Origin of the sequence: Superficieibacter electus, from assembly GCF_002915575.1 — a bacterium.
In the GTDB taxonomy this organism is placed as follows: Bacteria; Pseudomonadota; Gammaproteobacteria; order Enterobacterales; family Enterobacteriaceae; genus Superficieibacter; species Superficieibacter electus.
Window position 1 is genome coordinate 1 of record NZ_PQGD01000005.1, and the last position, 25,326, is coordinate 25,326.

Sequence of the window (25,326 nt, forward strand, 5' to 3'; positions counted from 1 at the left end):
GTGACGGTGGAAGGGAAGCAGGAGCAGAGCACGACGGGAGACCATATCAGCCGGGTCGGGGGGACGCACAGCCTGGAAGTGAAGGGGGACCTGGCGCGGAAGGTGAGCGGGGCGCTGGGGATAAAGGTGGATGGCGACATCGTACTGGAGAGCAGCAGTCAGATAAGCCTGAAGGTGGGGGCATCGTTCGTGGTCATTCAGGCGGGCGGCGTGGATATAGTGGGGCCGAAAATAAACCTGAACGGCGGGGGCAGTGCGGGGACACCGGTGAGCGTGATGCAGCCGGGCGTGCTGAAAGCGCTGGAAGATGATAACAATAATACAGAATCTGATAATAATACAGAGCCTGATAACAATACGATCCCTGAACAGTACAATAATGAAGATGGAGATGCGCCAGCCAAATCGGTGTGCAAGGAATGCCTGAAAAAGGCGCAGGAAGCCGCCGCCGCTTTCGCGCCGCGTGGATAAAGAAGAGGTAATGGAAATGGCATCCCCACAAATAACGAATCATTCCGTCTGGCTGGAGCAGGCCGAAGCACGTTGTTCTGCTACCGGGCTGGATTATATCGACATACTGGTGGAGCAGGCTGGAATCGAACAGTCTCTGGAGCACTCATTGCGTCAGTTGTCACCCGCCGCCCGCTGGTTTGCCCTGTTTGATGGGACACCAGAAGCGGAATCGATAGAGTATTCCCCGATGGTGATTCGCCTGCATTTCACACTGCGCGGGCATCATGCGTGGCTGGAACAACTGATGGCGTTTTTTGCTGGTACACCACGTCTCACTTTACTTATATCCCCTCTCGATTTCGATTTGCTGAGTCATCATCTTCAGGCGCTGTCACAGGTTCAGTGGGAAGAACAGACAGGGCTACTCCGTTACTACGATAATCGGGTTTTTCCTGCGCTGTTCACGCATGTACTAACCGATCAACAGCAGGCGGCATTTACGGATATTGTATTGTACTGGGGCTGGAAAGATCGTGATGGTGAAATCGTCTGGAAAACCGGGACATTTTCACCTGAACACAGGTTTGCTGATGAACCTGAAACGATCTGTGTTGACGATGAGCAGGTTGGATTGATGGGGTGCATCAGCGATGCAGAGGCATTGATGAAGGAAAAAACGATCCGGGAAATGAGTCTGGAAAACTATTTTGCGCGTTGCCTGGAGACTGCCGTGAGAGCCAGTGATGTGGGATATTTCGGTCCGTTGCGGGATTTTAAGGAATAATGCGATGGAAATGAACCAATACATCAGGGGACTCATCGGTATATTTTTGATTGCCATGCAGATTACCCGGTCAAAATATCGTTAAATATGAAGGAGTCTGCATCATGTCAGATGAATTAAGGAGCCAGGGTGAGAATGCGGAAATAAAAATTTTTATATACTGAATTATTCTGGATAAATAATAAATGGTTGTTATTTGTTTAATGCTCATTTTGGAATGTTTAAAACCCAATGCGGCGTTAAATTTTACAATTTTATGTTTAATTATTACTAAATTCGGAAATAAAAATTTGAATTATCGTTATCATGATTTTCCCCTGATTAAGGAGTTGTTTGAATATGAACAAAATTATAGCAAGCTGTTTGTTGCTGGTTTCATCGGTGATTTCGGGATGTTCACTGGCAAAAGGTGATGATGGTTATACTGCCGGGGATCTCCGCGCGATTAATCACGTTAAAGGTATAGGCATTAATGGTTTCTCAGTAAATGGCTATCACGTACCCGGTTTAGGGGGGGGGTACTGTTGTATTATGTTGCCAGAAAAATGGATGCCTGATTTGAAAGCACATATTGAGTGGGAGGTAGACCCTGACCCGTATGCAATTTTGCCTGAATTAGGAACAGATGAATATAGAAAAGCGTATGCAAAGTATAAAACAAATTATCAGCACTACTCCGCAACGGTTGATATTCCTCAGTATGGAGAGGAACGTTGTGGTTTAACCGTTCATTTCTTGCCATGTCATCAGGTTAAAGTGACGACTGTCTGTGATGGCTATGGTACTCCTGATTATCCAGTTAAAGAGCCACGAAATATGAAGGAACCTGAAATATGTCCAGTGAAATAAGCCTGGCAGCACCCTGTTTTGCACCGCCAGAGTTCCCTGAAGGTGGACGGTTATCATTATCTGAAGCACAGGTAAACGCAAATTATAATAAACAGATCAGAGAGGAAGAGAACTTTAAGACTTCGCTTAGCGAACAGAATAGAATCAGACTGGGCTTTACGTGTAGCAAGAGTCTGCATATTAGCCTTTTTTTCGATGGAACGAATAATAATGAATATCATGATACCATCCTGGCGACTCCACCTCACCCAACTAATATAGCTAAACTTTATCATGCGACATACCATGATGCGGATGACGATGGATACTTTTGTTACTATATTCCGGGTGTGGGCACTCCTTTTCCAAAGATTGGAGAAATGGATTACAGCAGTAGTGGTCTGGCACTTGCTACTGGTGGTGAAGATCGGATTAATTGGGGGTTACTACGTTTGGTTGATGCCCTGAGCTATACCATTGATCCAAAGCATAAGCGCCTCAAGGACAGTGTTGCAAAAGAGCTTGTATCTGACATGCGTGCTCACTGGCCAATCACGGGTGAGGTGAATCGCCGTAATGCCATTAATCCGTATCTTAAAAAATTACAGGGGCAACTTAGGCAGGCCCAACCGCATCTTCTTAAGGTGAAGTTATTTATTTACGGTTTTTCCCGTGGTGCTGCGGAAGCGCGGACTTTTGTAAACTGGCTGACTCAGTTACCCGATCCCGGAACGCCCGGAACGCAAAGTAAAGGACAGCAACTGATGCTTGCCGGGTTACCCGTAAGTATCGAATTTTTAGGTCTGCTGGATACTGTTGCTTCTGTTGGTGTTGCTCACATTGCACCTGGCGCAGCCGGGCACATGGGATGGGCTGACGGTACTCAGCAACTACCTGATGCTGTCATGTATCCTGATTTGATTAAATGCTGTTATCATTTCGTCGCTGCGCATGAACAGCGGCTGTGTTTTCCACTGGACTCAATTCGTCGGCCAGACGGTAACTACCCGCCAAATACACGGGAGGTTATTTACCCGGGAATGCATTCTGATGTTGGTGGTGGCTATCCTCCAGGCGATCAGGGAAAATCTTGTGAGGGTACTGATGAAATTCTTTCTCAAATTGTTCTGCATGATATGTATCTCGTGGCCTTTGAAGCCGGAGCGCCATTATCCGTCCAGCCATCACGTGTCACGGAATTAATTAAAGATAAATCACCATCAAGGGTGATGGAGAGAAAGATAAGAGATGAGTTTGATTTTAGTGTGAAACTAGTAAATCGCTTCAACATCTGGCGACAAACCCTGCTAAACAGTACCCTGCAAGGCACTGAGGAAGATAAGGATAAAAAGGAAGGTTATAATCCCTACCAGCTTGCACAGGTACTTGAAGGGGCTATTATTGAACAAATGGGTTGGATCACTGCCTGGCGTATTGGTCGTTATGCTCATGGTAGTTTTATCGTACAAGATTTTTATAAAAAAGCCCCTCAACTGAATGAGTCTGAACTTGGTAAGGAGGCTGATAAACGTGAGGAAGACATGGAACGTATCGAAGCTGAGCGGGCAAAAATTCTGAAAGAAGGTAAGCCCCTGGATGAGCATAATCAGGGGATTCCAATTCTCGATCCAACTAATTCTAAGTATCAGTTACGGGAGGCCGCGCGTGAATTTAAGAGCGATTATTTCGGGTGGTTTCGTGATATTAACGGCAGCTTTTCGGAGAGAACCACACAAATTTTTCTTGATGTCATTCCTCACTATCCGGTATATCTGATTAATAGTGATGATGAAGCTGCTGAATATCAGGAAATGAGGAAGGATGGGGATTATCTCTATTCGCAATTTTTCACCGACAAGCTGGGATCAGGAATTCGTACACAGCCTCGCGCCGAGCTACTGGCCCTCTATGACGATCAAATACATGACTCCCGTGCCTGGTTTATGCAAAGTGATGTTGGTGGGCGTGAACCCTGGGGCGGTTATTTCCGTTACCGCATGATCTATTGTGGTGATAAAGCCAATAAAAAGGTGCAACTGATTTCGGCACAAGGCAAAGTAATTAACGCAGAATCCACATCCCGCCGGGTTGTGTATCTCGTTGAACCGAAAACCGCTGACAGAGGCGAAATCCATAAGGTTCGGGATCTGGAGACAGGAAAGACGCAGATACTGAGCGTAAATACGCAATAAGAGTCTGTTTACGAACAAAGCTGCGTGATGTTATAAACCCGACAGATGCAGAGTGGACGGAGACAGATATGGGTGGGTTCTTACGGTCTGCTAACCAAATTATTTTTTTATTAAAAGAAATACCCTATCTATTTTGCAGGCGTATTTTTTATTTATTATTGTGAGCGTTGTTATTCGAAAATATGTTAACTTTTACAGTTGAATATCCGGCTTTTACTGTGTTTGGAACGGTTTTAAATTATTGTTATCATGATGTCTTTCTGAATTATCGGTGTCGATATGATAAATGTCCTATATTGCAACCATTAATGTGTTATCGAAAGAGTTGTACTTCACGCTGATAACGTAAATCGAAAGCTTTATTTATATAGCGAAATTGGAATAATCTATGACAGAACATCCAGTTGAAATAGTTTATAAATCATTGACCAGCATTCTTTCTCCTTATATGAATGCACCAGAGTGCGTACAGGGAATATGTTCATGCTGTAAGCGTCCTGCGGCAGAGTTTGGTTATCAGGGGGTATCATATTAAAAATAGTTATGGACAGATGGTAATGCATTGTCCTCAGTGTCAGAGTTTTTTTGTACCAGCGCCTGATATTTTAGGTATTGAAAATTTGAAGAAACCGAAAACCAGTCAGAAATTTGGGATGTGGTCAGGGGTTAGGGCATTAATCGCTGTTCATAATCTCAGTGCAACATTGCTTGCGCCTCCGGGAGTAATAAGTAAGTTACCTGCGGCATTCCCTGAAAAAATAAAGCTGGTCACTTTAACAACCGGCCAGCATATGGATTACCTTTTTAACACTGCTCTCCAGTATCCACTTATCTACATCAGGGACTTTGGCCGTAAGACATATGAACTGGTACGGTCGTTACGTGTGAGTTACAGTGATAATGCAGTTTATGCATGTAGTGATACCCTTATGACCAGGATGAATGAAGTGACTTTCAGAATTAATCTGAATCAGGCCAGAATGTTGTATGAACAGATGAGAAATACCGATCCAGGTAAAAATAATATTTTCATTCGCACGACGGAGCTTCTTGCCGCCGTACGCATATCTCCGGCGAAAGCATCAGATGAGTTCAGAAAAAATAATATAGTGCATCTTGTTCATTTACTGCCTGCTGCTTCTCTGTTCAACAGGATGCTTGCCCGTTTGCCATGAGGATATATCGGAATTGGCATATCCAGAATCAAAAAAGAACCTGCGCTGATCCAGTTTAACACTTTTGTGGCGCGTAATATTGGGCAATACGTCACGCAGTAGGAGAGCGTGCTAGTGACTCGGCAACCATTGTTTGTTTTATCAGTGAGTCAGTTCACGAATTTGACAGACATCCGTTCCGCCACTTATTAATAATCCTGAGTATTTACTCAGGGCTTTTTTTATATTTTTTCATCAAGAACTTATAGTATTCTCTACTCATTCCATTCGCTAAGAAAATCAATAAACGCCCTGATCCTGGCGCTAACCGCCCGGTCGCTGTAATACACCGCATTAAGCGGCATTTCAACAGGAACACGCTCTTCTGCCAGTAGTTCTATCAGATCTCCCCGCTCGATCTCTTTATCAACCATATAGTCGGATAAACACGCGATGCCATTGCCGCTTAAACAAAGTTGCTTAAGTGTTTCACCGCTATTAGACGATAGCCCACATACAATCTCGTAGAGCTGGGCATCGCAGCAGTAAACGGGCCACGTGTTGAGCGATGCGGGCTCGGTAAAACCCAGACATACATGCTGTTTAAGATCGTCAACCGTCTGCGGTTTTCCATAGCGCTCAATATAATCCGGTGAGGCAATAATTTTGCGATAGCTGGTCATTAAATGCCGGGCGCGCAGGCTGGAATCGGTCAGGACGCCAGCACGGATCGCGACATCTACTTTGCGTTCAATCAAATTGATAAAGGTTTCTGACGACACCAGTGAAAGGGTGATATCCGGATAACGCTCGCGAAACGGTTTAATCATCGGCATCAAATAATGGAGTAGCACGGGAGTGGCGGCATCTACACGCAGTAATCCCCGAGGCGAAAAACGCGTCTCAATAATTTCATTCTCAGCCGCCGTCATTTCCTGTAAAACAACCTGCACACGTCTGAAGTAGCGCTCTCCCTCTTCAGTGAGGCTAAGCTGGCGCGTTGTACGGTTTAACAGGCTGACGCCAAGTTTTGCTTCCAGCTTTTTAACCGTCCGGCTAATTGCTGAATTTGCCAGGTTAAGTTGTTCTGCTGCACGGCTAAAGCTTCCGCTCTCAACAACAGCCACAAAGGTGGCGATTTCATCAGACGTTGCTTTCATTTTTGCCTCAAACGCAAAGCTAAACGGCTATTTTAACCAACTTTGTTATTTAAACAGTACCTCTTTCTGTGGGCTATCAACATGGCGTCATGCATTCTGACGAATCTTTTGTTTACCAAACTCATTAACCTTTCTTTCGGTTAGCGTTGAAAGTATGCGCTAAAATCCCTATAACAATAGGAGTTGTTCGTTTTGCGAACCGGGTCTGTAATTGAGGTGTAATGCCAAAAGTGCGAAAAAATACTTATGCAATGCGTTATGTCGCCGGGCAGCCTGCGGAGCGAATTTTGCCGCCGGGATCGTTTGCGAGTATCGGCCAGGCATTGCCCGCAGGCGCACCGCTGAGTGGCGAAGAGAAGATCCGAATTTTAGTGTGGAACATCTTTAAGCAGCAGCGCGCAGAATGGCTGTCTGTTCTGCAAAATTTTGGTAAAGATGCTCACCTTGTATTACTTCAGGAAGCTCAAACGACGCCTGAACTGATCCGGTTTGCGACCTCTAACTATCTCGCCGCCGATCAGGTCCCGGCATTTGTGCTGCCTCAGCACCCGTCAGGGGTGATGACCCTTTCCGCTGCGCATCCAGTCTATTGCTGCCCTTTACGCGAGCGTGAGCCGTTATTAAGATTGTCGAAATCCGCGCTTGTTACGGTATACCCCTTACCGGATGGCAGATTACTGATGGTCGTAAACGTCCATGCCGTCAATTTTAGCCTTGGCGTTGATGTCTACAGTAAACAACTGCTGCCGATTGGCGATCAAATTGCCCACCATAGCGGACCGGTGATCATGGCCGGAGATTTTAATGCCTGGAGCCGCCAACGGATGAACGCGCTTTATCGGTTTTCCCGGGAAATGTCTCTGCGACAGGTTCGATTTACCGACGACCAGCGCCGCCGTGCCTTTGGCCGACCTCTGGATTTCGTTTTTTATCGCGGTTTGAACGTCGAAGAAGCCTCAGTACTGGTCACCCGCGCTTCCGATCACAATCCGCTACTCGTCGAATTCACGCCCGGCAAGCCTGATAAATAAGGATGTCAGGTCTGCCGCTGGGCAGGCCTGAAAATGGTGCTGCCCTTTACTTCTCACTCAAAAAAGGACGCATCATGACAGCCACTACACATCACGACCATATTGATAAACAATTCAGCTCCCAGGCTGGAGCCTACCTGACCAGCGCCGTCCATGCCTCCGGGCGTGACCTGCAACGCCTCACAGAGCGTCTGGCTACGCTCCCGCATGCGGTGGTACTGGATCTTGGCTGCGGGGCAGGGCATGCCAGTTTTGCTGCGGCCAGCCAGGTTGCCAATGTCACCGCCTGTGATTTATCTGCCAGTATGCTGGACGTTGTTGCCAGGGCCGCTAAGGAAAAAGGGCTGAATAATATTACGACTCAACAGGGCTATGCAGAGCAATTACCTTTTAATAATGAACACTTTGACGTAGTGATAAGCCGCTATTCTGCCCATCACTGGCATGACGTGGGGCTGGCGCTGCGGGAAGCTAAACGGGTATTAAAACCCGGCGGCATAATGATTATTATGGATGTTATGTCCCCCGGTCATCCGGTGCGGGATATCTGGTTACAAACCGTCGAAGCGCTGCGCGATACCTCTCACGTCAGAAACTATTCCAGTGGGGAATGGCTGGCACTCGCCAGTGAGGCCGGGTTTATTATTGATAAACTGACAACCGACCGGCTGCCTCTCGAATTCTCCTCCTGGATTGCACGTATGCGCACTCCCCAACCGTTGAGCGAGGCCATCCAGCTGTATCAGGAAAGTGCATCGCAGGAGGTGAGGGATTATTTTGAATTACAGGATGACGGCTCATTTACCAGTGACACCATCATGTTTGAAGCCCACAAAGCGGCATAAATAAAAAAGGCACCGGGGGAAACGGTGCCTTTTACTCGTCTGTTATCAGGAATCTGGCGTGGTGCTATTTTTAACGAATAGCGTTAACCGATCGCCTGGCTGAAGATTGTCCGTATCGCTATTCCAGCGCATCACATCTTTAATGTTGACGCCGTGATGTCTGGCGATGCTGGCAAGTGAATCACCTTTACGCACGCGATAGGTAATGCTGTCGTCGTTACTGGCCAGACGCTGTGCGCTACTACCTGCACCCACCGTCAGATTTTGACCAATTTTAAGACCTGCACCGCGCAGATTATTCCACTGCTGCAAATCTTTTGCCGTCACGCCCAGGCGAGAGGCAATGCCTGAAAGCGTGTCACCAGAGCGCACTTTATAGCTGCGACTGGTCAATGGCGTATTGTCAGCCAGTAGACCCGGCTGCACAGCCGCGATTTCACCGGAAGCCAACGACTCACGTAGCTGTCTGGCATGCTTCTGCGGCACCATCACATACTGAGGACCGCTGGCACCGAGGGTAGACCCTTTAACGCCAGCATTAAACGTCTTCAGCTTGGACACTGAGATTCCAGCCATATCAGCCAGTTGCGCCATCTCGACCGGATTATTCAGGCGTACACGCGCCAGCGCACGACTTTCATCTGCGCCCGGCAGGACAACACCATACCGTTTGCTGTTCTTGAGGATATCACTCAGGGCCAGCATTTTAGGCACGTAAATCTTCGTTTCCTGTGGCAATGAGAGCGACCAAAAGTCCGTGGGTAAACCGCGAGCTTTATTCGCTTTGATTGCCTTCATGACCCGACCTTCACCGCTGTTATAGGCTGCAACGGTTAACAACCAGTCGCCGTCAAACATGCGATTAAGACGCTGCATCATATCCAGAGCGGCCGTCGTTGAGGCCACAACGTCACGACGCGCATCATAGTTGCGTGTCTGTTTCAAACCGTAATTGCGCCCGGTGCTCGGTATGATCTGCCAGATGCCGGCGGCATTGGCACCAGACGTTGCGTGCGGGTTAAAAGCGCTCTCCACTATGGGTAGTAATACTAGTTCCATTGGCATGTTACGTTTCTTAACTTGCCCGGCTATCCAGTACATATACGGCTCTGCCCGTAAAGTTACATCGTGGAGATAGCTCTTGTTTCGTAAATACTTCTGTTTCTGATCGCGAATCCGGCTGTTTTCCGGAATTCCCATCTTTAGCTCGTCGCCGATAAAAGCCCACAAGTCCTGATCCTGTCCGGTGAATGTTCCATCGTCCATCCAACGTGCTTGACTGGTAAACTTACCTGCTTCCCCTTGACTAGCCGCAGAAAGGCTCTGTGCGTGCTGTGTAACGTTGCCATCATGCTGAGACGCCTGGCAACCCACAAGCAGGACAGAGGCGAGTAATATCGCTTTTGCCTTCATGTGTGTGTCAATAGTTGCTTAAAAGACGACCGATCATAAAGGTGAAGCCGGCAAAACACAAGTCTGAATGTCAGAAATTATCTTTCTTTGCCCTCAACCAGGCAAAACGCTGCTCAGGTTGTTGCAAAGTTGTTTCTTCAGAAATTATTTTAATTAAATCAATGTCATCAGTTCGTAAAAATAAATTTATCTGGCGCTCATTTTTCAGAATAACCGGAAGTGTCATCTGTTTTTTTGCACGTAACTCCTTAACTTTAAGGTAATAATCATTTATGAACGAATCGTGCGGAAGGATGCTTTTGGCAAACTCCATATTTGATAAAGTATACTCATGCGCGCAACAAATAACCGTATCAGCGGGTAATGCATTAATCTTTTGTAAAGATTCATACATTTGTGAGGGAGTGCCTTCAAAGAGACGTCCGCAGCCACCAGAAAACAGTGTGTCGCCACAAAAAAGATAAGGGTAACTAAAGAAACAAACGTGACCAGCGGTGTGTCCCGGGGTAGCAATAATAGTAAATTCGTGGCCCAAAACAGAAAGTTTATCCCCCTCATGGACGACCTGAGTGGCTCCCTTGTTTAGCGTCTCTTCTGGCCCATAAACCACAATATCCGGGTAATGGCGGACGATTTCTTTTACACCACCCGTGTGATCGTTATGATGATGGGTCAGGAAAATCGCCGCAGGCAGCCACTTATTTTTTGACAGAAAGTCCAGAACCGGGCCTGCTTCGCCGGGATCAACCACGATACAGCGGTTGTCATCGTCATTTAATGTCCAGATGTAGTTATCCTGAAACGCGGGAATACTGTTAAGATTCATAAATACCTCATAAAGCGAAGCGGGAGAGTGTGATGAAACCGGCAAGGATTTCCCAGACAGCGCCATCCCCCCATCGCTGGAGTGAACTGCCGAGGGGAAACTACTATCGCGAGGCTCTGGAGCATCAGCTCAAACCGTGGCTGGCGAAAATGTACGGGTTCCATTTACTTAAAGTGGGCAATTTAAGCGCAGAAATCAACACTGACGCCTGCGCCATCTCTCACCAGGTAAATGTTTCCTTAAGCGGCGAACCCATGCAGGTAAAAGCCAATCCATTACATTTGCCGTTTGCCGAAAAATCGGTTGATGCCTGCCTGCTGGCACACACGCTTCCCTGGTGCCAGGACCCTCACCAACTGCTTCGTGAAGCCGATCGCGTATTAATCGACGATGGCTGGCTTATCATTACCGGCTTTAACCCGTTGAGCCTGATGGGGTTACGCAAACTGGTACCCTTTATGCGAAAAAGGCCGCCCTCAAATAGCCGCATGTTCACCCTGATGCGCCAGATGGACTGGCTAACGCTGCTTAATTTTGAAGTCATGCATTATAGCCGCTGTCAGGTTTTACCGTGGACGCGGCAGGGGGGGAAGTTATTGAGCACGCACCTTCCCGCCCTGGGCTGTCTGCAAGTGATTGTGGCACGTAAACGAACTATCCCGCTTACCCTCAACCCAATGAAGCAGAGTAAAGCAAAACGGCAGATAAGGCAGGCTGTAGGCGCAACCCGGCAATATCGTAAACCCTGAAATCAGGCATCAGGCTGATAGCCAACATCTTCCTGAGTTGGATGAGATGCCGCAGCACGCGCCAGTTCATCACAGCGTTCGTTCTCGGGATGTCCGGCATGGCCTTTCACCCATTCCCAGCGAATTTGATGCTGCCCGAGCGCAGCGTCAAGCCGCTTCCAGAGATCAACATTTTTAACCGGCTTTTTCTCGGCCGTCTTCCAGCCACGTTTTTTCCAGTTATGTATCCACTGGGTAATACCCTGCCGGACATATTGGCTATCAGTGCTAAGAATCACTTCGCAATGTTCTTTCAATGCTTCCAGCGCCACGATCGCGGCCATTAGTTCCATACGATTATTGGTGGTTAACCGATAACCTTCACTAAAGGTTTTTTCACGCTGTTGATAGCGTAGAATAGCGCCATAGCCACCCGGTCCGGGATTACCGAGGCAAGATCCATCGGTGAAAACTTCTACCTTCTTCAGCATCTCTGGTAGACTTCCTGTGATTAAAAACGACAAGTCTGACACAAATGAACGATATGAGCACTGCTATTACACGACAGATCGTCCTCGATACCGAAACCACCGGTATGAACCAGATTGGCGTTCATTATGAAGGCCATAAGATCATTGAGATCGGTGCTGTTGAGGTGATCAACCGCCGTCTGACCGGTAATAACTTTCATGTGTATCTGAAACCAGACCGACTGGTCGATCCGGAAGCGTTCGGTGTTCACGGTATTGCCGATGAGTTTCTGCTTGATAAGCCAACCTTTGCGGATGTCGCGGATGAGTTCCTTAATTATATTCGCGGCGCTGAGCTGGTGATTCATAACGCCTCGTTTGATATCGGCTTTATGGATTATGAATTCAGCAAGCTAAACCGTGGCATTCCGAAAACAGACACGTTTTGCAAAGTCACTGACAGTCTGGCGCTGGCGAGGAGAATGTTCCCCGGCAAGCGTAACAGCCTTGATGCGCTGTGTTCGCGCTATGAGATAGATAACAGCAAGCGAACGCTTCACGGGGCGTTGCTCGACTCCCAAATTCTCGCCGACGTCTACCTGATGATGACCGGTGGTCAAACGTCTATTGCGTTTGCCATGGAAGGGGAGAGTAAGCAGCAGGTTGATACCGGAATTCAGCGCGGTGTTCGCGCTGCCAGTAAATTGCGGGTGATTTCTGCCAGCGATGAGGAGCAAGCCGCCCATGAATCCCGGCTGGATTTGGTGCAGAAAAAAGGCGGTAGTTGCCTCTGGCGCGTCTGAGCGCCCGGTAAACGCTGCAAAAATCGCCTTGTGGATGATTTTTGCAGCAAACGATTCAAAACCCGAGAAAAATCATTGACGATCCGCAAGGCGCACCGTACTATTCGCAACGTTCCCACGGGAACACAGCGGAGCGGTAGTTCAGTCGGTTAGAATACCTGCCTGTCACGCAGGGGGTCGCGGGTTCGAGTCCCGTCCGTTCCGCCACTATTCAGAAAGCCTGAATCAGAAATGATTCAGGCTTTTGTCATTTCAGACATTATCCTTCTTGTACTTACTCTTACCAAACAATATTTTAACAAATTAGTGCAATTTATTAACAATTGCACAATTACAGTGCGAAAAATGCACTGTAATTGTGCAGTCCTTCATCATTTCCCTCATTGTAGTTTTCTGACCTCTGGCCTTTCCGTAAAAATAAAACCCCTGTAATCATAGCCTTAACCATCAATGGCAAAAAATTCCTGAACCAATGTTTTATTGGTTCGTAAATTGCTTAGTCATTAGAGCGATAAGTAAATGCCCATACTAATAACTTATTGTTAATAAAAACAAAGTAATGATGAGAGCAGGCGAACCAATATGGAAAAAGCGTCACGGTTTCTGGCAAATTCCAGTACCGCACTTGAACAACTGCGCGGCCTAATCAACCAGCATGAGTCAACACCGGGCGTGCCGCTTCCTGCCGAGCGTGAGATGGCGGAAACGCTTGGCGTCGGGCGGCGAGAAATCCGGCGTGCGCTGGATGTGCTGGAGGAAGAAGGGCGTATCTGGCGTAAACAGGGAAAAGGCACCTTTATTGGCCCGGCCGCACCAGTTGAACCTCTCGCGCTTCAGGGACTGGTACAACAAACCAATCTGCTGGAAATCATGGAAGCTCGCCTGCAACTTGAACCCGGCCTGGCCCGTCTTGCGGCGCTGCGTGCCACCAGGGAAAACCTCGCGCTAATGCAGCGCATGCTGGAACGTATCAATAAGGTCAGCCCGGATGACCGCGATCTTAATGAATTGTGGGACAGTGCGTTTCACCGGGCTATCGCGGAGGCGGCCGGTAATCGTCTGCTACTGGGGCTGTTTGACGCAATCGACGCCGTGCGGCGCGAACCCGCCTGGCAGCATCTGCGTGAACTGGCACGTACGCCCGAGCGTGTCGATCACTATAACTCCCATCATCACACCATCATTAATGCGATCGTTCAGCGCCAGCCCAATGAGGCCGCCGCCGCGATGCGCGAACATCTGCTCTCCCTGCAAAATGCCCTGATCCAGGCCATTCATCTTGAGGACGATATCACGCTATGACGACGATCCCATTTAAGGAATCTACGCCCGTACTGCGCCTGCAAAACCTCAACGTCAAATTTGCCGGTTCGCCGGTCAGCGTACTGGATGGTATTTCCCTGACTGTTGAAGCAGGTGAAACGCTGGCGCTGGTGGGGGAATCCGGCTGCGGTAAAAGTATTACCTCGCTGGCGCTAATGGGATTGCTGCCCGCCAGCGCGCAGATTATCAGTGGCGATATGCACTTTCGTCGTCACGACCTGCGCAAACTGAGTCCCCGTGAGTATGCTGACCTGCGCGGGCGCGAGCTGGCAATGATATTTCAGGAGCCGATGACCTCGCTGAATCCGGCGTTTACGCTTGGCGATCAACTGAGCGAAGCGGTGATGCGCCACCAGAAGGTTGGACGCAAGGAAGCAATGGACATTGCCCTGCAAATCCTTGAAAAAGTGCAGATCCCGGCGGCAGAAATGCGCCTTAAAGCGTATCCGCATCAACTCTCAGGCGGCATGCGCCAGCGCGTAATGATCGCCATGGCATTGATTAACCACCCGCGACTGTTAATTGCCGATGAACCGACGACCGCGCTGGACGTGACGATTCAGGCGCAGATCCTCACCCTGCTCAACACCCTGAAAGAAGAGACCGGCACCGCCGTGCTGATGATCACCCATGACTTAGGCGTGGTCGCAGAAGTGGCGCAGCAGGTGGCGGTCATGTACGCCGGGCAGGTGGTAGAGCAGGGGAGTGTCGAGGCTATTTTTGCCGATCCACAGCACCCTTACACTGTCGGCCTGATGGGATCGATTCCCTCTCTCGGCGCGCGTAAAGGTCAGCTTTCTACCATTCCCGGTTCCGTACCGCTCCCGGAAGCGATGCCGCAGGGCTGCCGTTTTGCCACCCGCTGTCCTTTTGCGCAAACCCGCTGCCATCAGCATAAACCATCGTTACAAACGCTGGGCGTCAACCATCAGGTCGCCTGTTTCCGTGCGCCGCTGGAACAGCATATTGCGCTGGGAGAAATCGCATGACTATACCGATCCTTGAAGCCCGCGATCTGAGTAAACGTTTCCCGGGGCCGAAAAAACTGTTTGCTCCTGCGCGTTATGTCACGGCCGTGGACCGCATTTCACTGGCGGTGATGCCTGGTGAAACGTTGGCCATCGTCGGCGAGTCCGGGTCCGGTAAATCGACCCTGGGCCGGTTATTGCTGCGTCTGCTGGCCGCCAGCGAAGGGCAGGTGTTTTATCAGGGTGAAGAAATTACCCGTGCCACTGGCACTCGCCTCAATCAGCTGCGCCGCGAGCTGCAAATCATTTTTCAGGACCCTTTCGCCTCATTGAACCCGCGTATGACGGTGCAACAAATTGTCGGCGAGCCGCTGTGGCTGCACCAGAACATGAACAAAGCTGACCGCCGCTATCGGGTTATTGAGTTGCTGAAAACCGTCGGGCTGCCTGCCGCCTGGGCAGATCGTTTCCCCCATGAATTCTCCGGCGGACAACGGCAGCGCATTGGTATTGCCAGGGCGCTGGCATCCGGGCCAAAGCTGCTTCTGGGTGATGAGCCAGTCTCAGCGCTGGATGTTTCCGTTCAGGCGCAGGTGGTTAATTTGCTGGAAAGCCTTAAGCACCAACTTGGGCTGACAATGATTATTGTTGCACACGGTCTGGCGGTGATCCGCCATATGAGCGATCGCGTGGCAGTCATGTACCTCGGACAAATCGTTGAGCTTGCCACCGTTGATGAGATTTTTGACGCGCCGCTGCATCCCTACACGCAGGCGTTGATCGCCTCTGCGCCGCAAATGCAGCCGGGAGTAAAACGCGATACGCCTCTCTTACAGGGCGACCTGCCGAACCCGGCCAGCCCGCCTGACGGATGTCGCTTTCATACCCGTTGCCCCTATGTGACCGATCAATGCCGCCAGATTGAACCCATCAATCAGGTGCTGAGTGGCGGACGACAAATTGCCTGTCACCGCTGGCAGGAGCTGAACCGCGATCGCAGTGTGATCCAGGTTGCGCCACCCTCCGCCGCCTTTTTACGTCGCCGCGCACTGTTTGAGCAGGCGGCAACCCATTCCTCTCTTCCGGCAAGGAACTCATGATAATGACAATGCGTAATTCTCTTTTGACCGTACTGGGAAGTGTTATGTTGCTTGGGGCGGCGCTGCCAGCGCAGGCTGATAATGTGCTGCGAATTGGTCTGGGTGCCGATCCGGACATGCTTGACCCGCATCTGGCGCGCACCTATTACGGGCGATTTGTCTTCGCTTCACTGTGCGACCGGCTGGTGGATGTGGACGAGAACCTGAAGGTTGTTCCCGGCCTGGCGAAAGACTGGGCGTGGAGTGACGACGGTAAAACGCTGACCATGAATCTGCGCGAAGGCGTAACCTTCCACGATGGCGAGAAATTCGACGCTGCGGCAGCCAAATACAACCTTGACCGTGCGCTAACCCTGAAAGGCTCACTGCGCAAAAGTGAAATTTCCTCTATCGAGTCGGTAGAAGTCACCAGCCCGACACAAATTGCCCTGCATCTGAAAACGCCGGATGCCGCGCTGCTGATGCAGCTTACCGACCGCGCCGGGGCGATGCTGGCACCGGAGGCCGCGAAAAAACCCGATTTTGCCGCGCATCCTGTATGCTCCGGTCCGTACAAATTTGACAGCCGCGTCTCGCAGGACCGCATTGTACTGAGCCGTTTCGACAATTACTGGAACAAAAGCGCGTATCACTTCGACAAAATTATCTATCTGCCGATCCCGGATGCGTCAGTGCGGCTGGCTAACCTGCGTGCAGGCGATCTGGATCTCACCGAAGGCATCGCCGCCAGCGATGTCAAAACCGTCGAGGCGGACAGCAAACTGGCACTCGCCAAAGTGACCGGCCTTGGCTATCAGGGCATCACCTTTAACATCAATAACGGCAAGGTGCCGGCGAACGATCCGTTCAAGGATGCCCGCGTGCGTGAAGCGTTCTCGCTGGCCATCGACCGTGACGCGCTGAATCAGGTGGTATTTGAAGGATTATACACCCCCTCAAACCAGGCATTTTCCCCGGTCAGTCCCTATCACGTCAAAGTACCGGTTCCACCACGCGACGTGGAAAAAGCGCAGGCGCTGCTGAAGGCCGCCGGGGTGACGACCCCACTGAAGGTGAATCTGCTGGTGCCGAACAACCCGACATCACAGCAAGTCGGCCAGGTACTACAGGCGATGGTCGGCGAGGCTGGCTTTACGCTCAACCTGCAAATGACCGAGTTCGCCACGCTGCTCGATCGTCAGCAAAGCGGTGACTATCAGTTAAGTTTTTCCGGCTGGTCCGGTCGCCCGGACCCGGATGGCAGCATCTACAGCTTTATCAATAGTAAAGGCACCCTCAACGATGGTCGCTACAGCAATGCGCAGGTTGATGAATGGCTGGCCCAGGCGCGCCTGAGCAACGATCCGGCCGTGCGCCAGCCGTTGTATGACAAGGTCGTTAAGCAACTGCAAACCGATATGCCGATCGCTTATCTCTATTTTGAACCGCGCATTTTTGGCCTGAATAAAAAAGTGCAGGGTTTTAAACCTTACCCGGACGGCATTGTGCGCGTGGCGGGTCTGACGCTGGCGCAATAAACGGCGCAAGGAGAAACCATGCTGGAACTGATTTGCAAACGGCTACTGCTGGCCATCCCCACCTTACTGCTGGTGAGCATGATGGTGTTCGGGCTGCAAAAGCTGTTGCCCGGCGATCCGCTGATCGCCATGGCCGGAGAGGAACGTGACCCGGCTGTCATCGCCCAGCTTCGCGCAGAGCTGGATTTGGATGCGCCAATACCGGTGCAGTATTACCACTGGTTAACCCGCGCGTTGCAGGGTGATCTCGGCTCTTCTTTACGCACGCATGAGCCAGTCACGCAGCTTATTGCCAGCAAACTGCCGGTGACGATTGAGTTGTCACTGCTGGCGATGATCATCGCGCTGGTGTTCGGTATTAGCATGGGGATCATTGCGGCGGTGAATAAAAATAGCTGGGTTGATCACGGGGCAAACTTTGTGGCGATCTCGGGGATCTCGATACCGCACTTCTGGCTGGGAATTTTACTTATCCTGGTCTTCTCGGTCAATTTGCAGTGGCTACCCGCCTCGGGCTACGTTCCGTTTAGCGAAGATCCGCTGCAAAACCTGCGCACGCTGCTGCTCCCGGCATCGGTACTGGGGACGGGGCTGGCGGCCACGCTGATGCGTCATACCCGGGCTTCGATGATTGCGGTGCTGAAAGCCGATTACATCCGCACCGCGCGGGCGAAAGGGCTGCTGTCGAAAGCAGTGATCCTTAAACACGCCTTTCGCAACGCGCTGGTACCGGTGATCACGCTGACCACGCTGCTGTTTGGTGAGTTGCTTGGCGGCGCGGTACTGACCGAGCAAGTCTTCACTATTCCTGGCTTCGGCAAGATGATCGTCGATTCGGTCTTCAACCGCGACTATGCGGTGGTGCAGGGCGTGGTATTGATTGTGGCGATTGGCTTCTTGCTGCTCAACCTGCTGGCCGATGTGCTGTACGTGCTTATCAACCCGAAAATGCGAGGTTAAACATGGCGGAACTTACAACGCAAAACGTCGCGCTGACAACCCCGCGCACGCAAAATCGGGTGCTGAAGAAATTTCTCGCCAACAAAAGCGCGATGATTGGCGCGGTTGTGGTCGGCATTTTCGTGCTGATCGCTCTGCTGGCCCCGTGGATCGCGCCGTTTGATCCGGTTAAAGCTAACTTTTTGACGGTACGTAAACCGCCGTCGGAGCTTTACTGGTTCGGCACTGATGAACTCGGGCGCGATATCCTTTCACGCATTATCTGGGGGGCGCGTACCTCATTAATGGCAGGCTGCGTGTCCGTGATCATTGCGGTGGTCATCGGCGTGCCGCTGGGGCTGGTGGCGGGCTATTTCCAGGGGATCTGGGACGGCGTTATCTCGCGTTTCATTGAGGCGCTACTGGCCTGTCCATTTTTGATCATGGCGATCGCACTGGGGGCGTTTCTCGGGCCAAGCCTGAGTAATGCCATGATTGCCATCGGCCTGTCGGCAATGCCGATCTTCGCCCGGCTGACGCGCGGGCAGGTGATCGCCATTCGCAATGAAGAGTATATCGACGGTGCGCGGGCGATTGGCCTGCCGGATCGCTGGATCATCGTGAAATATGTATTGCCAAACGTGATGTCACCGATTCTGGTACAGGCCACGCTGGCCATTGCCTCGGCCATTATTGCTGAAGCCAGTCTCTCCTTTTTAGGGCTGGGCCAGCAGCCGCCTAATCCTTCATGGGGTTCCATGCTTAATACGGCGAAAGGATTTCTCGAACAGGCACCGTGGATGTCAGTTTTCCCCGGCGTCGCCATCTTCCTGGCTGTACAGGGCTTTAATCTACTCGGCGACGGGCTGCGCGACGCGCTCGATCCGCGCCACGACTAAGGAGTCATGATGACCAAAGCGCTTGATTTTTCTACCGGTTACGCGTCACGACGCCCGCCGATGATGGGCCATAATGCCGTGGCGACCTCACAGCCGCTGGCGGCGCAGGCGGGGATGCGCATGCTGCAACTCGGCGGCAACGCCGTTGATGCCGCCGTTGCTACCGCCATGGCGCTGACGGTAGTAGAGCCGACGGGCTGCGGCATCGGCAGCGACGCCTTTGCGATTATCTGGGATGGGGAGAAACTGCACGGCCTGAATGCGTCCGGACGTTCGCCTGCCAGCTGGCACGCCGATCTGTTTGCCGGTAAAACTGCCGTGCCGGAAATCGGCTGGGACGCGGTAACGGTACCGGGGGCGGTCTCCGGCTGGGTGGCGCTGGCAGAACGTTTTGGTACGCTGCCGCTCACCACGCTGGCGCAACCAGCGATTGAGTATGCGCGCAACGGCTTTCCGGTATCGCCGCTGATTGGCCATCTGTGGCAGCGTGGCTACAACAAATTGAAAGATCAGCCGGGCTTCAGCGCCTGCTTTGCCCCGCAAGGCCGCGCGCCGCGCATCGGTGAAATTTTCCGTAATCCGGCGCAGGCAAAAACCCTTGAGCTCATCGCGCAAACCAAAGGCGATGCGTTCTACCGCGGCGAGCTGGCACAGAAGATCGCCGCCTTTGCTGAGCAGCATGGCGCACACCTTTCAGCAGACGATCTGGCGAACCACCGCGCCGACTGGGTTGAACTGCTGTCGCGGGATTTTGCCGGCGGGTCAGTGCAGGAACTGCCGCCAAACGGCCAGGGGATCGCCACGTTGATTGCGCTCGGCATTCTGGAGCAATGCGACATTGGCCGCTACGATCCGGACTCTGTGCAGTCATTGCACCTTTCCATCGAAGCAATGAAGCTGGCGCTGGCGGATCTCGATCGCTATGTCGCGGAGGAATCCCATATGGAATTCGCTGCTAAAGAACTGCTTAGCGATGCCTATCTGAAATCCCGCGCTGCCCTGATTGATCCTGATAATGCCTCCGACTTTACCTACGGTTCGCCGACGCAAAGCGGAACGGTTTATGTCTCCACCGCTGACGCCAGCGGCATGATGGTGTCGTTTATTCAGTCAAACTTTATGGGCTTCGGTTCCGGCGTCGTGGTGCCAGAAACCGGCATCAGCCTGCAAAACCGGGGCTGTGGTTTTGTGCTCGACCCGAAGCATCCGAACGCGCTGGCGGGCAGCAAACGGCCGTTCCATACCATTATTCCGGGCTTTGCGATGGACGGAAACGGTAAGCCGCTGATGTCATTCGGCGTGATGGGTGGGCCAATGCAGGCGCAGGGGCATATGCAGATGGCGCTGCGCATTATGTTACACGGCCAGAACCCGCAGGCGGCCATCGATGCCCCGCGCTGGCGCGTGGTGCAGGGCAGAGAAGTCACCGTCGAAGCGACATTCAGCCGTAACGTGATTGCCGGGCTACGCGAGCGTGGGCATCACATCACCGTGGAAGATCCGTTGCAGGAATATAACTTCGGCGGTGCGCAGGTGATTTACCGGATGCCGGAAGGACACTATGTGGCGGCGACCGAAAGTCGCAAAGATGGGCAGGCATTGGTCAGCTGACCTTTACAAGCCACATCGAATGCCGCTTTTCTCCCTCTCCCTTCGGGAGAGGGCCGGGGTGAGGGGGATTTCAGCTACCGTAGGCCGGGTAAGGCGAAGCCGCCACCCGGCATTTTTTACTCACTCAAGGCTGAACGGATCAGCATCCTGCCATGCCGGGAATTTTTCCCGATACTCCTTCAGCGCCGTCAGGGATAAATCAGCATCAATACGGGTTGCCTGATGCGGCTCGGCAGTGGCGAGGATTTCCCCCTGCGGCGTGATCACCCGGCTGTCACCGCGATAGTGGTGGCCATTGCCGTCGGTGCCTACGCGGTTACAGCCCGCCACATAGGCCTGATTCTCAATCGCGCGCGCCACCAGCAAGGCCTGCCAGTGCAGCGAGCGTGGCGCAGGCCAGTTGGCAACGTACAGCGCCAGGTCGTAATCATTACGGTTGCGCGACCAGAGTGGAAAGCGCAGGTCGTAGCAAACCAGCGGCAAGATCCGCCAGCCACGCCATTCAACGATCACCCGCTCGTTACCCGCTTCATAATGACGATGTTCATCCGCCATACGGAACAGATGACGTTTATCGTAGAAATGAACGTCACCCTCAGGTTCGACCAGCAGAAAACGGTTCACGGGGCCACGTTCACTCTGAAGCGCCGCACTTCCGGCGATCAGCGCATTCGTCTGGCGGGCTTTCTCGCCCATCCACGCCACGACGTCATCCTGAGATAGTGATTGTTGAGCGGCTTCCATCGCAAAGCCGGTGGTAAACATTTCAGGGAGCACAATAATATCACGCCCGACGATCCCTTCCAGTTGACGATCGAAATGTCGCAGGTTAGCCGCGCCGTCCATCCAGACCAGCGGTTGTTGCAGTAAGGTAATTTTCAGGCCAGGCACGATCGTACTCCTCGTTTTACAGCATTCTCACACTCTAGCATGACACAAAAAATAAAAAACCCCGCCTGGGCGGGGCTGATAAGTGTGGTGACTTTATGCCGCTTCAGGCTTGCGCAACGTCACCGGCGGCTTTTTTACCGGCTTAGTTGCCAGCGCATCCGGCTCGAAATCATCCACGTTGATACTGCGTAAACGGCTTTCTTCAGCCCGGGTGAGCAGCGCTGCTTCATCCTGATCGATAAGCCCTTTGGACAGCGCATTTTTTGCCAGCTCGTCCAGACGGGTAAACGGCAGGTTCTTACCCAGCTCCTTACAAATACGCTGGTGGATCGGATCGGCTGCCATCACATCGCGCAGCGCCTCTTCCAGCAGGCCAACCGGATTATGCTCGTCCGGGGTCAGATACTGGCCGCGTCCAATGCGCGAACGGGTAGCACATGGCGTTTGCAGGATCAGGGCAACTTTATGATCCAGCTTGTCGGACGGCGCATCATGGTGACGGCCTGTCGGGAAGAGAACTGCGCCCAGCAGTCCGGCAACAACCCGATTCGGGAAGTTACGCAGCAGTTCGCCCATCGCAATCTCGGCCTGATTGAGCGCATCCTGCACGCCCCAGTGTACCAGCGGCAGATCCGCTTCGTGGCGACCTTCATCGTCATAGCGTTTCAGTACGGCTGATGCGAGATAGAGCTGGCTTAATACATCACCCAGACGCGCCGAGATACGCTCGCGACGTTTCAGGCTGCCGCCCAGTACCGCCATCGATACGTCAGACAGCAACGCCAGGTTGGCACTCAGACGGTTGATGTGCTGGTAATAACGTTTGGTGGCATCCTGCGCCGGTGACGCGCTGGTCAGCCCACGGGTCAGCCCCAGCCAGAAACTCCGTACAACGTTCGAACCGACATGGCCAATATGCTTAAACAGCAGCGTGTCAAACGCGTCTGCATCATTATTCTGCGCGGCGGCCATTTCATCCAGTACGTAAGGGTGGCAGCGGATAGCGCCCTGACCGAAGATCATCATGCTGCGGGTGAGAATATTCGCCCCTTCCACAGTAATGGCAATCGGTGCGCCCTGATAGGCCCGCGCCAGGAAGTTGCCTTCGCCGAGCATAATGCCTTTACCGCCAGTAATATCCATCGCATCAATGATGGCGCGCTGTCCACGATGAGTGCAGTGATATTTCACAATCGCAGACAGCACGGCAGGTTTCTCACCCAGCATAATTCCGTAGGTGATAAGCGATGCTGCTGCATCCATCACGTAGGCGTTACCGGCAATGCGTGCCAGCGGCTCTTCAATGCCTTCCATTTTACCGATGGAGACTTTGAACTGACGACGAATATGCGCATAGGCACCAGTCGCCATTGCCGCCGATTTCAGGCCGCCCGTCGAGTTAGAGGGCAGGGTAATACCACGTCCGACGGACAGGCACTCAACCAGCATGCGCCAGCCCTGACCGGCCATTTTCGGCCCGCCAATGATGTAATCAATCGGTACGAAAACGTCCTGACCGCGCGTTGGCCCGTTCTGGAACGGCACGTTCAGCGGGAAGTGACGACGACCAATCTCAACGCCCGGCGTCGTCGTGGGGATCAGCGCACAGGTAATGCCGGGGTTTTCTTCACCACCCAGCAGCTTATCCGGATCGGTCAATTTAAAGGCCAGGCCCAGCACGGTGGCGATAGGGGCCAGCGTAATGTAGCGCTTGTTCCAGGTCAGGCGCATTCCCAGCACCTGCTCACCCTGCCACTCGCCCATACAGACAACGCCGGTGTCAGGGATGGCACCAGCATCGGAACCCGCTTCTGGGCTGGTCAGCGCAAAGCAGGGGATTTCCTGGCCGCGTGCCAGACGCGGCAGATAATGGTTTTTCTGCTCTTCGGTACCGTAATGCTGTAACAGCTCGCCCGGCCCTAACGAGTTCGGTACGCCGACGGTAATGGCCAGAATACCGGATACGCCAGAGAGTTTTTGCAGAACGCGCGACTGCGCATAAGCGGAGAATTCCAGGCCGCCGTACTCTTTTTTGATGATCATCGCAAAGAAACGGTGCTCTTTGAGGAATGCCCACAATTCAGGCGGCAGATCGGCCAGTTCATGGGTGATGGCAAAATCATTTGCCATCCGGCAGGCTTCTTCCGTCGGACCATCAAGAAATGCCTGCTCTTCAGCGGTCAGATGCGGCTGCGGATAGCTGTGCAGTTTTTTCCAGTCCGGCGTACCGCGGAACAGATCGCCTTCCCACCAGGTCGTCCCGGCGTCAATAGCCTCTTTCTCTGTGCGCGACATGGGCGGCATCACTTTACGGAAGCTGCGGAATGCCGGAACGGAGATCATCGATTTGCGCACGGGCTTCAGGTTAAGTGGGAGCAGAAGCAGCACAACGGGCAGCAGCATCCACAGCGACCAGACGCCAGCAGCGCCGAGTGCCGCCGTCCATGCGATTAAAATCAGACTACTCAATACCAGGCTTACCCGGTGGTAGAACAGTGCGCCGATCAGCACAATGGTTGCAACAATACTCAAAATCATCATAACGAAAAGCTCCCTGGCTTGTAGGAGGTCTGACCACTTGTGATGATATGGTTGTAGTGGATGTTATTTTTTTTATCAATGTATTTACAATATAATTACAACCTCGCTCACATTGTTGCCGTTTTTCAGCGCACGGAAAATCAAAACCGCGGCCGATCGCACCGGCTTCTGCTTCCCGCTTGTGGTGCGATTGGGTACACTGCATCTTGTCATTTTTATAAAAGCTGAAGGATATCCTCATGTACCAGGATCTGATTCGTAATGAACTGAATGAAGCAGCGGAAACGCTGGCTAACTTTTTGAAAGATGAAGCCAATATTCACGCTGTCCAGCGCGCGGCGGTACTGCTGGCCGACAGCTTCAAGGCGGGCGGGAAAGTGCTCTCCTGCGGCAACGGCGGTTCTCATTGCGATGCGATGCATTTTGCGGAAGAGCTGACCGGACGCTATCGCGAAAATCGTCCTGGCTATCCGGCGATTGCGATTTCCGATGTCAGCCACATTTCCTGTGTCAGCAATGATTTTGGCTACGATTATATTTTCTCCCGTTACGTTGAAGCGGTGGGGCGTGAAGGTGACGTGCTGCTGGGGATTTCCACTTCCGGTAATTCGGCGAACGTCATTAAAGCTATCGAAGCTGCCCGTGAGAAGGGAATGAAAGTGATTACCCTGACCGGGAAAGATGGCGGTAAGATGGCGGGAACGGCGGACATCGAAATCCGCGTGCCGCATTTTGGTTATGCCGATCGCATTCAGGAGATCCACATTAAAGTGATTCATATCCTGATCCAGCTTATCGAAAAAGAAATGGTTAAAGCCTGATTTTGCGGGGCAACCCGCGCTGTTGTATG

General features: G+C 52.0%; 22 protein-coding genes, 1 tRNA gene and 1 pseudogene. 18 read left to right on the plus strand and 6 right to left on the minus strand.

Annotation, left to right across the window (positions count from 1 at the left end; all coding sequences use genetic code 11):
• The 5 genes from CHU32_RS06790 to CHU32_RS06810 form a co-directional block, all read left to right on the plus strand.
• A partial coding sequence (locus tag CHU32_RS06790; protein ID WP_103750814.1) for a hypothetical protein occupies positions 1-471 on the plus strand: 471 nt, incomplete at its 5' end.
• A 10-nt stretch (positions 472-481) separates the two neighbouring features.
• On the plus strand, positions 482-1,237 hold the full coding sequence (gene tla1 / locus CHU32_RS06795; protein WP_103675040.1) for a toxin Tle1 chaperone Tla1: 756 nt from the start codon (positions 482-484) through the stop codon (positions 1,235-1,237).
• 339 nt (positions 1,238-1,576) lie between these two features.
• Positions 1,577-2,086 (plus strand): Tli1a family immunity protein, encoded by a 510-nt coding sequence (gene tli1a, locus CHU32_RS06800; protein WP_103674769.1) that lies wholly within the window; start codon positions 1,577-1,579, stop codon positions 2,084-2,086.
• Positions 2,071-4,257 carry a T6SS phospholipase effector Tle1-like catalytic domain-containing protein gene (locus CHU32_RS06805; protein ID WP_103674770.1) on the plus strand — a complete coding sequence of 729 codons (2,187 nt, stop codon included), beginning with the start codon at positions 2,071-2,073 and terminating at the stop codon, positions 4,255-4,257. Before tli1a ends, CHU32_RS06805 begins: the two co-directional genes overlap by 16 nt.
• Positions 4,258-4,814: 557 nt before the next feature.
• Positions 4,815-5,432: a hypothetical protein gene (locus CHU32_RS06810; protein WP_176691625.1), complete on the plus strand. Its 618-nt coding sequence runs from the start codon at positions 4,815-4,817 to the stop codon at positions 5,430-5,432.
• Positions 5,433-5,686: 254 nt separating this feature from the next.
• On the opposite strand, the gene yafC is transcribed toward CHU32_RS06810, so the two are convergent.
• Positions 5,687-6,571, minus strand: a complete 885-nt coding sequence (gene yafC, locus CHU32_RS06815) for a DNA-binding transcriptional regulator YafC (RefSeq protein ID WP_103674771.1) — start codon at positions 6,569-6,571, stop codon at positions 5,687-5,689.
• Positions 6,572-6,801: 230 nt separating this feature from the next.
• Between yafC and CHU32_RS06820 the strand changes: the two genes are divergently transcribed.
• Together CHU32_RS06820 and CHU32_RS06825 are read left to right on the plus strand one after the other, a co-directional pair.
• Positions 6,802-7,602: an endonuclease/exonuclease/phosphatase family protein gene (locus CHU32_RS06820; RefSeq protein WP_103675041.1), complete on the plus strand. Its 801-nt coding sequence runs from the start codon at positions 6,802-6,804 to the stop codon at positions 7,600-7,602.
• Positions 7,603-7,676: 74 nt separating this feature from the next.
• The gene (locus tag CHU32_RS06825; RefSeq protein WP_103675042.1) at positions 7,677-8,447 is read left to right on the plus strand and encodes a class I SAM-dependent methyltransferase; all 771 of its coding nucleotides are present in this window, start codon (positions 7,677-7,679) and stop codon (positions 8,445-8,447) included.
• 45 nt (positions 8,448-8,492) lie between these two features.
• On the opposite strand, the gene mltD is transcribed toward CHU32_RS06825, so the two are convergent.
• The gene (mltD, locus tag CHU32_RS06830; RefSeq protein ID WP_103674772.1) at positions 8,493-9,860 is read right to left on the minus strand and encodes a murein transglycosylase D; all 1,368 of its coding nucleotides are present in this window, start codon (positions 9,858-9,860) and stop codon (positions 8,493-8,495) included.
• 70 nt (positions 9,861-9,930) lie between these two features.
• A complete protein-coding gene (gloB, locus tag CHU32_RS06835) occupies positions 9,931-10,686 on the minus strand; it encodes a hydroxyacylglutathione hydrolase (protein WP_103674773.1) in 756 nt (251 codons plus the stop codon).
• Positions 10,687-10,718: 32 nt separating this feature from the next.
• Between gloB and CHU32_RS06840 the strand changes: the two genes are divergently transcribed.
• Entirely contained in the window at positions 10,719-11,435 is a 717-nt protein-coding gene (locus tag CHU32_RS06840; RefSeq protein WP_103674774.1) for a class I SAM-dependent methyltransferase, read from the plus strand.
• A gap of 2 nt (positions 11,436-11,437) precedes the next feature.
• Here CHU32_RS06840 and rnhA read toward each other — a convergent pair.
• A pseudogene (rnhA, locus tag CHU32_RS06845) lies at positions 11,438-12,005 on the minus strand (ribonuclease HI).
• Here rnhA and dnaQ point away from each other — a divergent pair.
• The 9 genes from dnaQ to CHU32_RS06890 all read left to right on the plus strand — a co-directional run bounded on the left by dnaQ (position 11,959) and on the right by CHU32_RS06890 (position 21,044).
• Positions 11,959-12,687, plus strand: a complete 729-nt coding sequence (gene dnaQ, locus CHU32_RS06850) for a DNA polymerase III subunit epsilon (RefSeq protein ID WP_103750815.1) — start codon at positions 11,959-11,961, stop codon at positions 12,685-12,687. The pseudogene rnhA and the gene dnaQ sit on opposite strands and share 47 nt — an antisense overlap.
• Positions 12,688-12,817: 130 nt before the next feature.
• Positions 12,818-12,894, plus strand: a tRNA-Asp gene (locus CHU32_RS06855).
• A 375-nt stretch (positions 12,895-13,269) separates the two neighbouring features.
• Positions 13,270-13,989: a FadR/GntR family transcriptional regulator gene (locus CHU32_RS06860; protein ID WP_103674777.1), complete on the plus strand. Its 720-nt coding sequence runs from the start codon at positions 13,270-13,272 to the stop codon at positions 13,987-13,989.
• A complete protein-coding gene (locus tag CHU32_RS06865; protein ID WP_103674778.1) occupies positions 13,986-14,999 on the plus strand; it encodes an ABC transporter ATP-binding protein in 1,014 nt (337 codons plus the stop codon). The genes CHU32_RS06860 and CHU32_RS06865 overlap by 4 nt, the downstream gene beginning before the upstream one ends.
• Complete coding sequence (locus tag CHU32_RS06870; RefSeq protein WP_103674779.1) at positions 14,996-16,078, plus strand: ABC transporter ATP-binding protein; 1,083 nt, start codon at positions 14,996-14,998, stop codon at positions 16,076-16,078. The genes CHU32_RS06865 and CHU32_RS06870 overlap by 4 nt, the downstream gene beginning before the upstream one ends.
• Before the next feature lie 2 nt (positions 16,079-16,080).
• Positions 16,081-17,595 carry an ABC transporter substrate-binding protein gene (locus tag CHU32_RS06875; RefSeq protein WP_176691626.1) on the plus strand — a complete coding sequence of 505 codons (1,515 nt, stop codon included), beginning with the start codon at positions 16,081-16,083 and terminating at the stop codon, positions 17,593-17,595.
• An 18-nt stretch (positions 17,596-17,613) separates the two neighbouring features.
• Positions 17,614-18,555 (plus strand): ABC transporter permease, encoded by a 942-nt coding sequence (locus tag CHU32_RS06880; protein ID WP_103674780.1) that lies wholly within the window; start codon positions 17,614-17,616, stop codon positions 18,553-18,555.
• A 2-nt stretch (positions 18,556-18,557) separates the two neighbouring features.
• On the plus strand, positions 18,558-19,433 hold the full coding sequence (locus CHU32_RS06885) for an ABC transporter permease (protein WP_103674781.1): 876 nt from the start codon (positions 18,558-18,560) through the stop codon (positions 19,431-19,433).
• Between the two features lie 9 nt (positions 19,434-19,442).
• Positions 19,443-21,044 (plus strand): gamma-glutamyltransferase family protein, encoded by a 1,602-nt coding sequence (locus CHU32_RS06890; RefSeq protein ID WP_103674782.1) that lies wholly within the window; start codon positions 19,443-19,445, stop codon positions 21,042-21,044.
• A 120-nt stretch (positions 21,045-21,164) separates the two neighbouring features.
• Here the strand turns inward: CHU32_RS06890 and CHU32_RS06895 are convergent, their stop codons facing one another.
• Positions 21,165-21,935 carry an amidohydrolase gene (locus CHU32_RS06895; RefSeq protein WP_103674783.1) on the minus strand — a complete coding sequence of 257 codons (771 nt, stop codon included), beginning with the start codon at positions 21,933-21,935 and terminating at the stop codon, positions 21,165-21,167.
• A gap of 93 nt (positions 21,936-22,028) precedes the next feature.
• Positions 22,029-24,476: an acyl-CoA dehydrogenase FadE gene (gene fadE / locus CHU32_RS06900; RefSeq protein ID WP_103674784.1), complete on the minus strand. Its 2,448-nt coding sequence runs from the start codon at positions 24,474-24,476 to the stop codon at positions 22,029-22,031.
• A gap of 239 nt (positions 24,477-24,715) precedes the next feature.
• Here fadE and lpcA point away from each other — a divergent pair, with 239 nt between their 5' ends.
• Positions 24,716-25,297, plus strand: coding sequence for a D-sedoheptulose 7-phosphate isomerase (gene lpcA / locus CHU32_RS06905; RefSeq protein ID WP_103674785.1), 582 nt, complete (start codon positions 24,716-24,718; stop codon positions 25,295-25,297).
• The last annotated feature ends 29 nt before the right edge of the window (positions 25,298-25,326 follow it).

What these genes read in the sequence shown, in the direction of transcription:
- CHU32_RS06860 (WP_103674777.1), top strand. Translation starts at nt 13,270, where the DNA reads ATGGAAAAAGCGTCACGGTTTCTGGCAAATTCCAGTACCGCACTTGAA.
- CHU32_RS06880 (WP_103674780.1), top strand. Translation starts at nt 17,614, where the DNA reads ATGCTGGAACTGATTTGCAAACGGCTACTGCTGGCCATCCCCACCTTA.
- CHU32_RS06890 (WP_103674782.1), top strand. Translation starts at nt 19,443, where the DNA reads ATGACCAAAGCGCTTGATTTTTCTACCGGTTACGCGTCACGACGCCCG.
- CHU32_RS06870 (WP_103674779.1), top strand. Translation starts at nt 14,996, where the DNA reads ATGACTATACCGATCCTTGAAGCCCGCGATCTGAGTAAACGTTTCCCG.
- CHU32_RS06885 (WP_103674781.1), top strand. Translation starts at nt 18,558, where the DNA reads ATGGCGGAACTTACAACGCAAAACGTCGCGCTGACAACCCCGCGCACG.
- CHU32_RS06875 (WP_176691626.1), top strand. Translation starts at nt 16,081, where the DNA reads ATGACAATGCGTAATTCTCTTTTGACCGTACTGGGAAGTGTTATGTTG.
- lpcA (WP_103674785.1), top strand. Translation starts at nt 24,716, where the DNA reads ATGTACCAGGATCTGATTCGTAATGAACTGAATGAAGCAGCGGAAACG.
- gloB (WP_103674773.1), bottom strand. Translation starts at nt 10,686, where the DNA reads ATGAATCTTAACAGTATTCCCGCGTTTCAGGATAACTACATCTGGACA.
- mltD (WP_103674772.1), bottom strand. Translation starts at nt 9,860, where the DNA reads ATGAAGGCAAAAGCGATATTACTCGCCTCTGTCCTGCTTGTGGGTTGC.
- tla1 (WP_103675040.1), top strand. Translation starts at nt 482, where the DNA reads ATGGAAATGGCATCCCCACAAATAACGAATCATTCCGTCTGGCTGGAG.
- yafC (WP_103674771.1), bottom strand. Translation starts at nt 6,571, where the DNA reads ATGAAAGCAACGTCTGATGAAATCGCCACCTTTGTGGCTGTTGTTGAG.
- CHU32_RS06840 (WP_103674774.1), top strand. Translation starts at nt 10,719, where the DNA reads ATGAAACCGGCAAGGATTTCCCAGACAGCGCCATCCCCCCATCGCTGG.
- CHU32_RS06865 (WP_103674778.1), top strand. Translation starts at nt 13,986, where the DNA reads ATGACGACGATCCCATTTAAGGAATCTACGCCCGTACTGCGCCTGCAA.
- fadE (WP_103674784.1), bottom strand. Translation starts at nt 24,476, where the DNA reads ATGATGATTTTGAGTATTGTTGCAACCATTGTGCTGATCGGCGCACTG.
- dnaQ (WP_103750815.1), top strand. Translation starts at nt 11,959, where the DNA reads ATGAGCACTGCTATTACACGACAGATCGTCCTCGATACCGAAACCACC.
- tli1a (WP_103674769.1), top strand. Translation starts at nt 1,577, where the DNA reads ATGAACAAAATTATAGCAAGCTGTTTGTTGCTGGTTTCATCGGTGATT.
- CHU32_RS06825 (WP_103675042.1), top strand. Translation starts at nt 7,677, where the DNA reads ATGACAGCCACTACACATCACGACCATATTGATAAACAATTCAGCTCC.
- CHU32_RS06810 (WP_176691625.1), top strand. Translation starts at nt 4,815, where the DNA reads ATGCATTGTCCTCAGTGTCAGAGTTTTTTTGTACCAGCGCCTGATATT.
- CHU32_RS06805 (WP_103674770.1), top strand. Translation starts at nt 2,071, where the DNA reads ATGTCCAGTGAAATAAGCCTGGCAGCACCCTGTTTTGCACCGCCAGAG.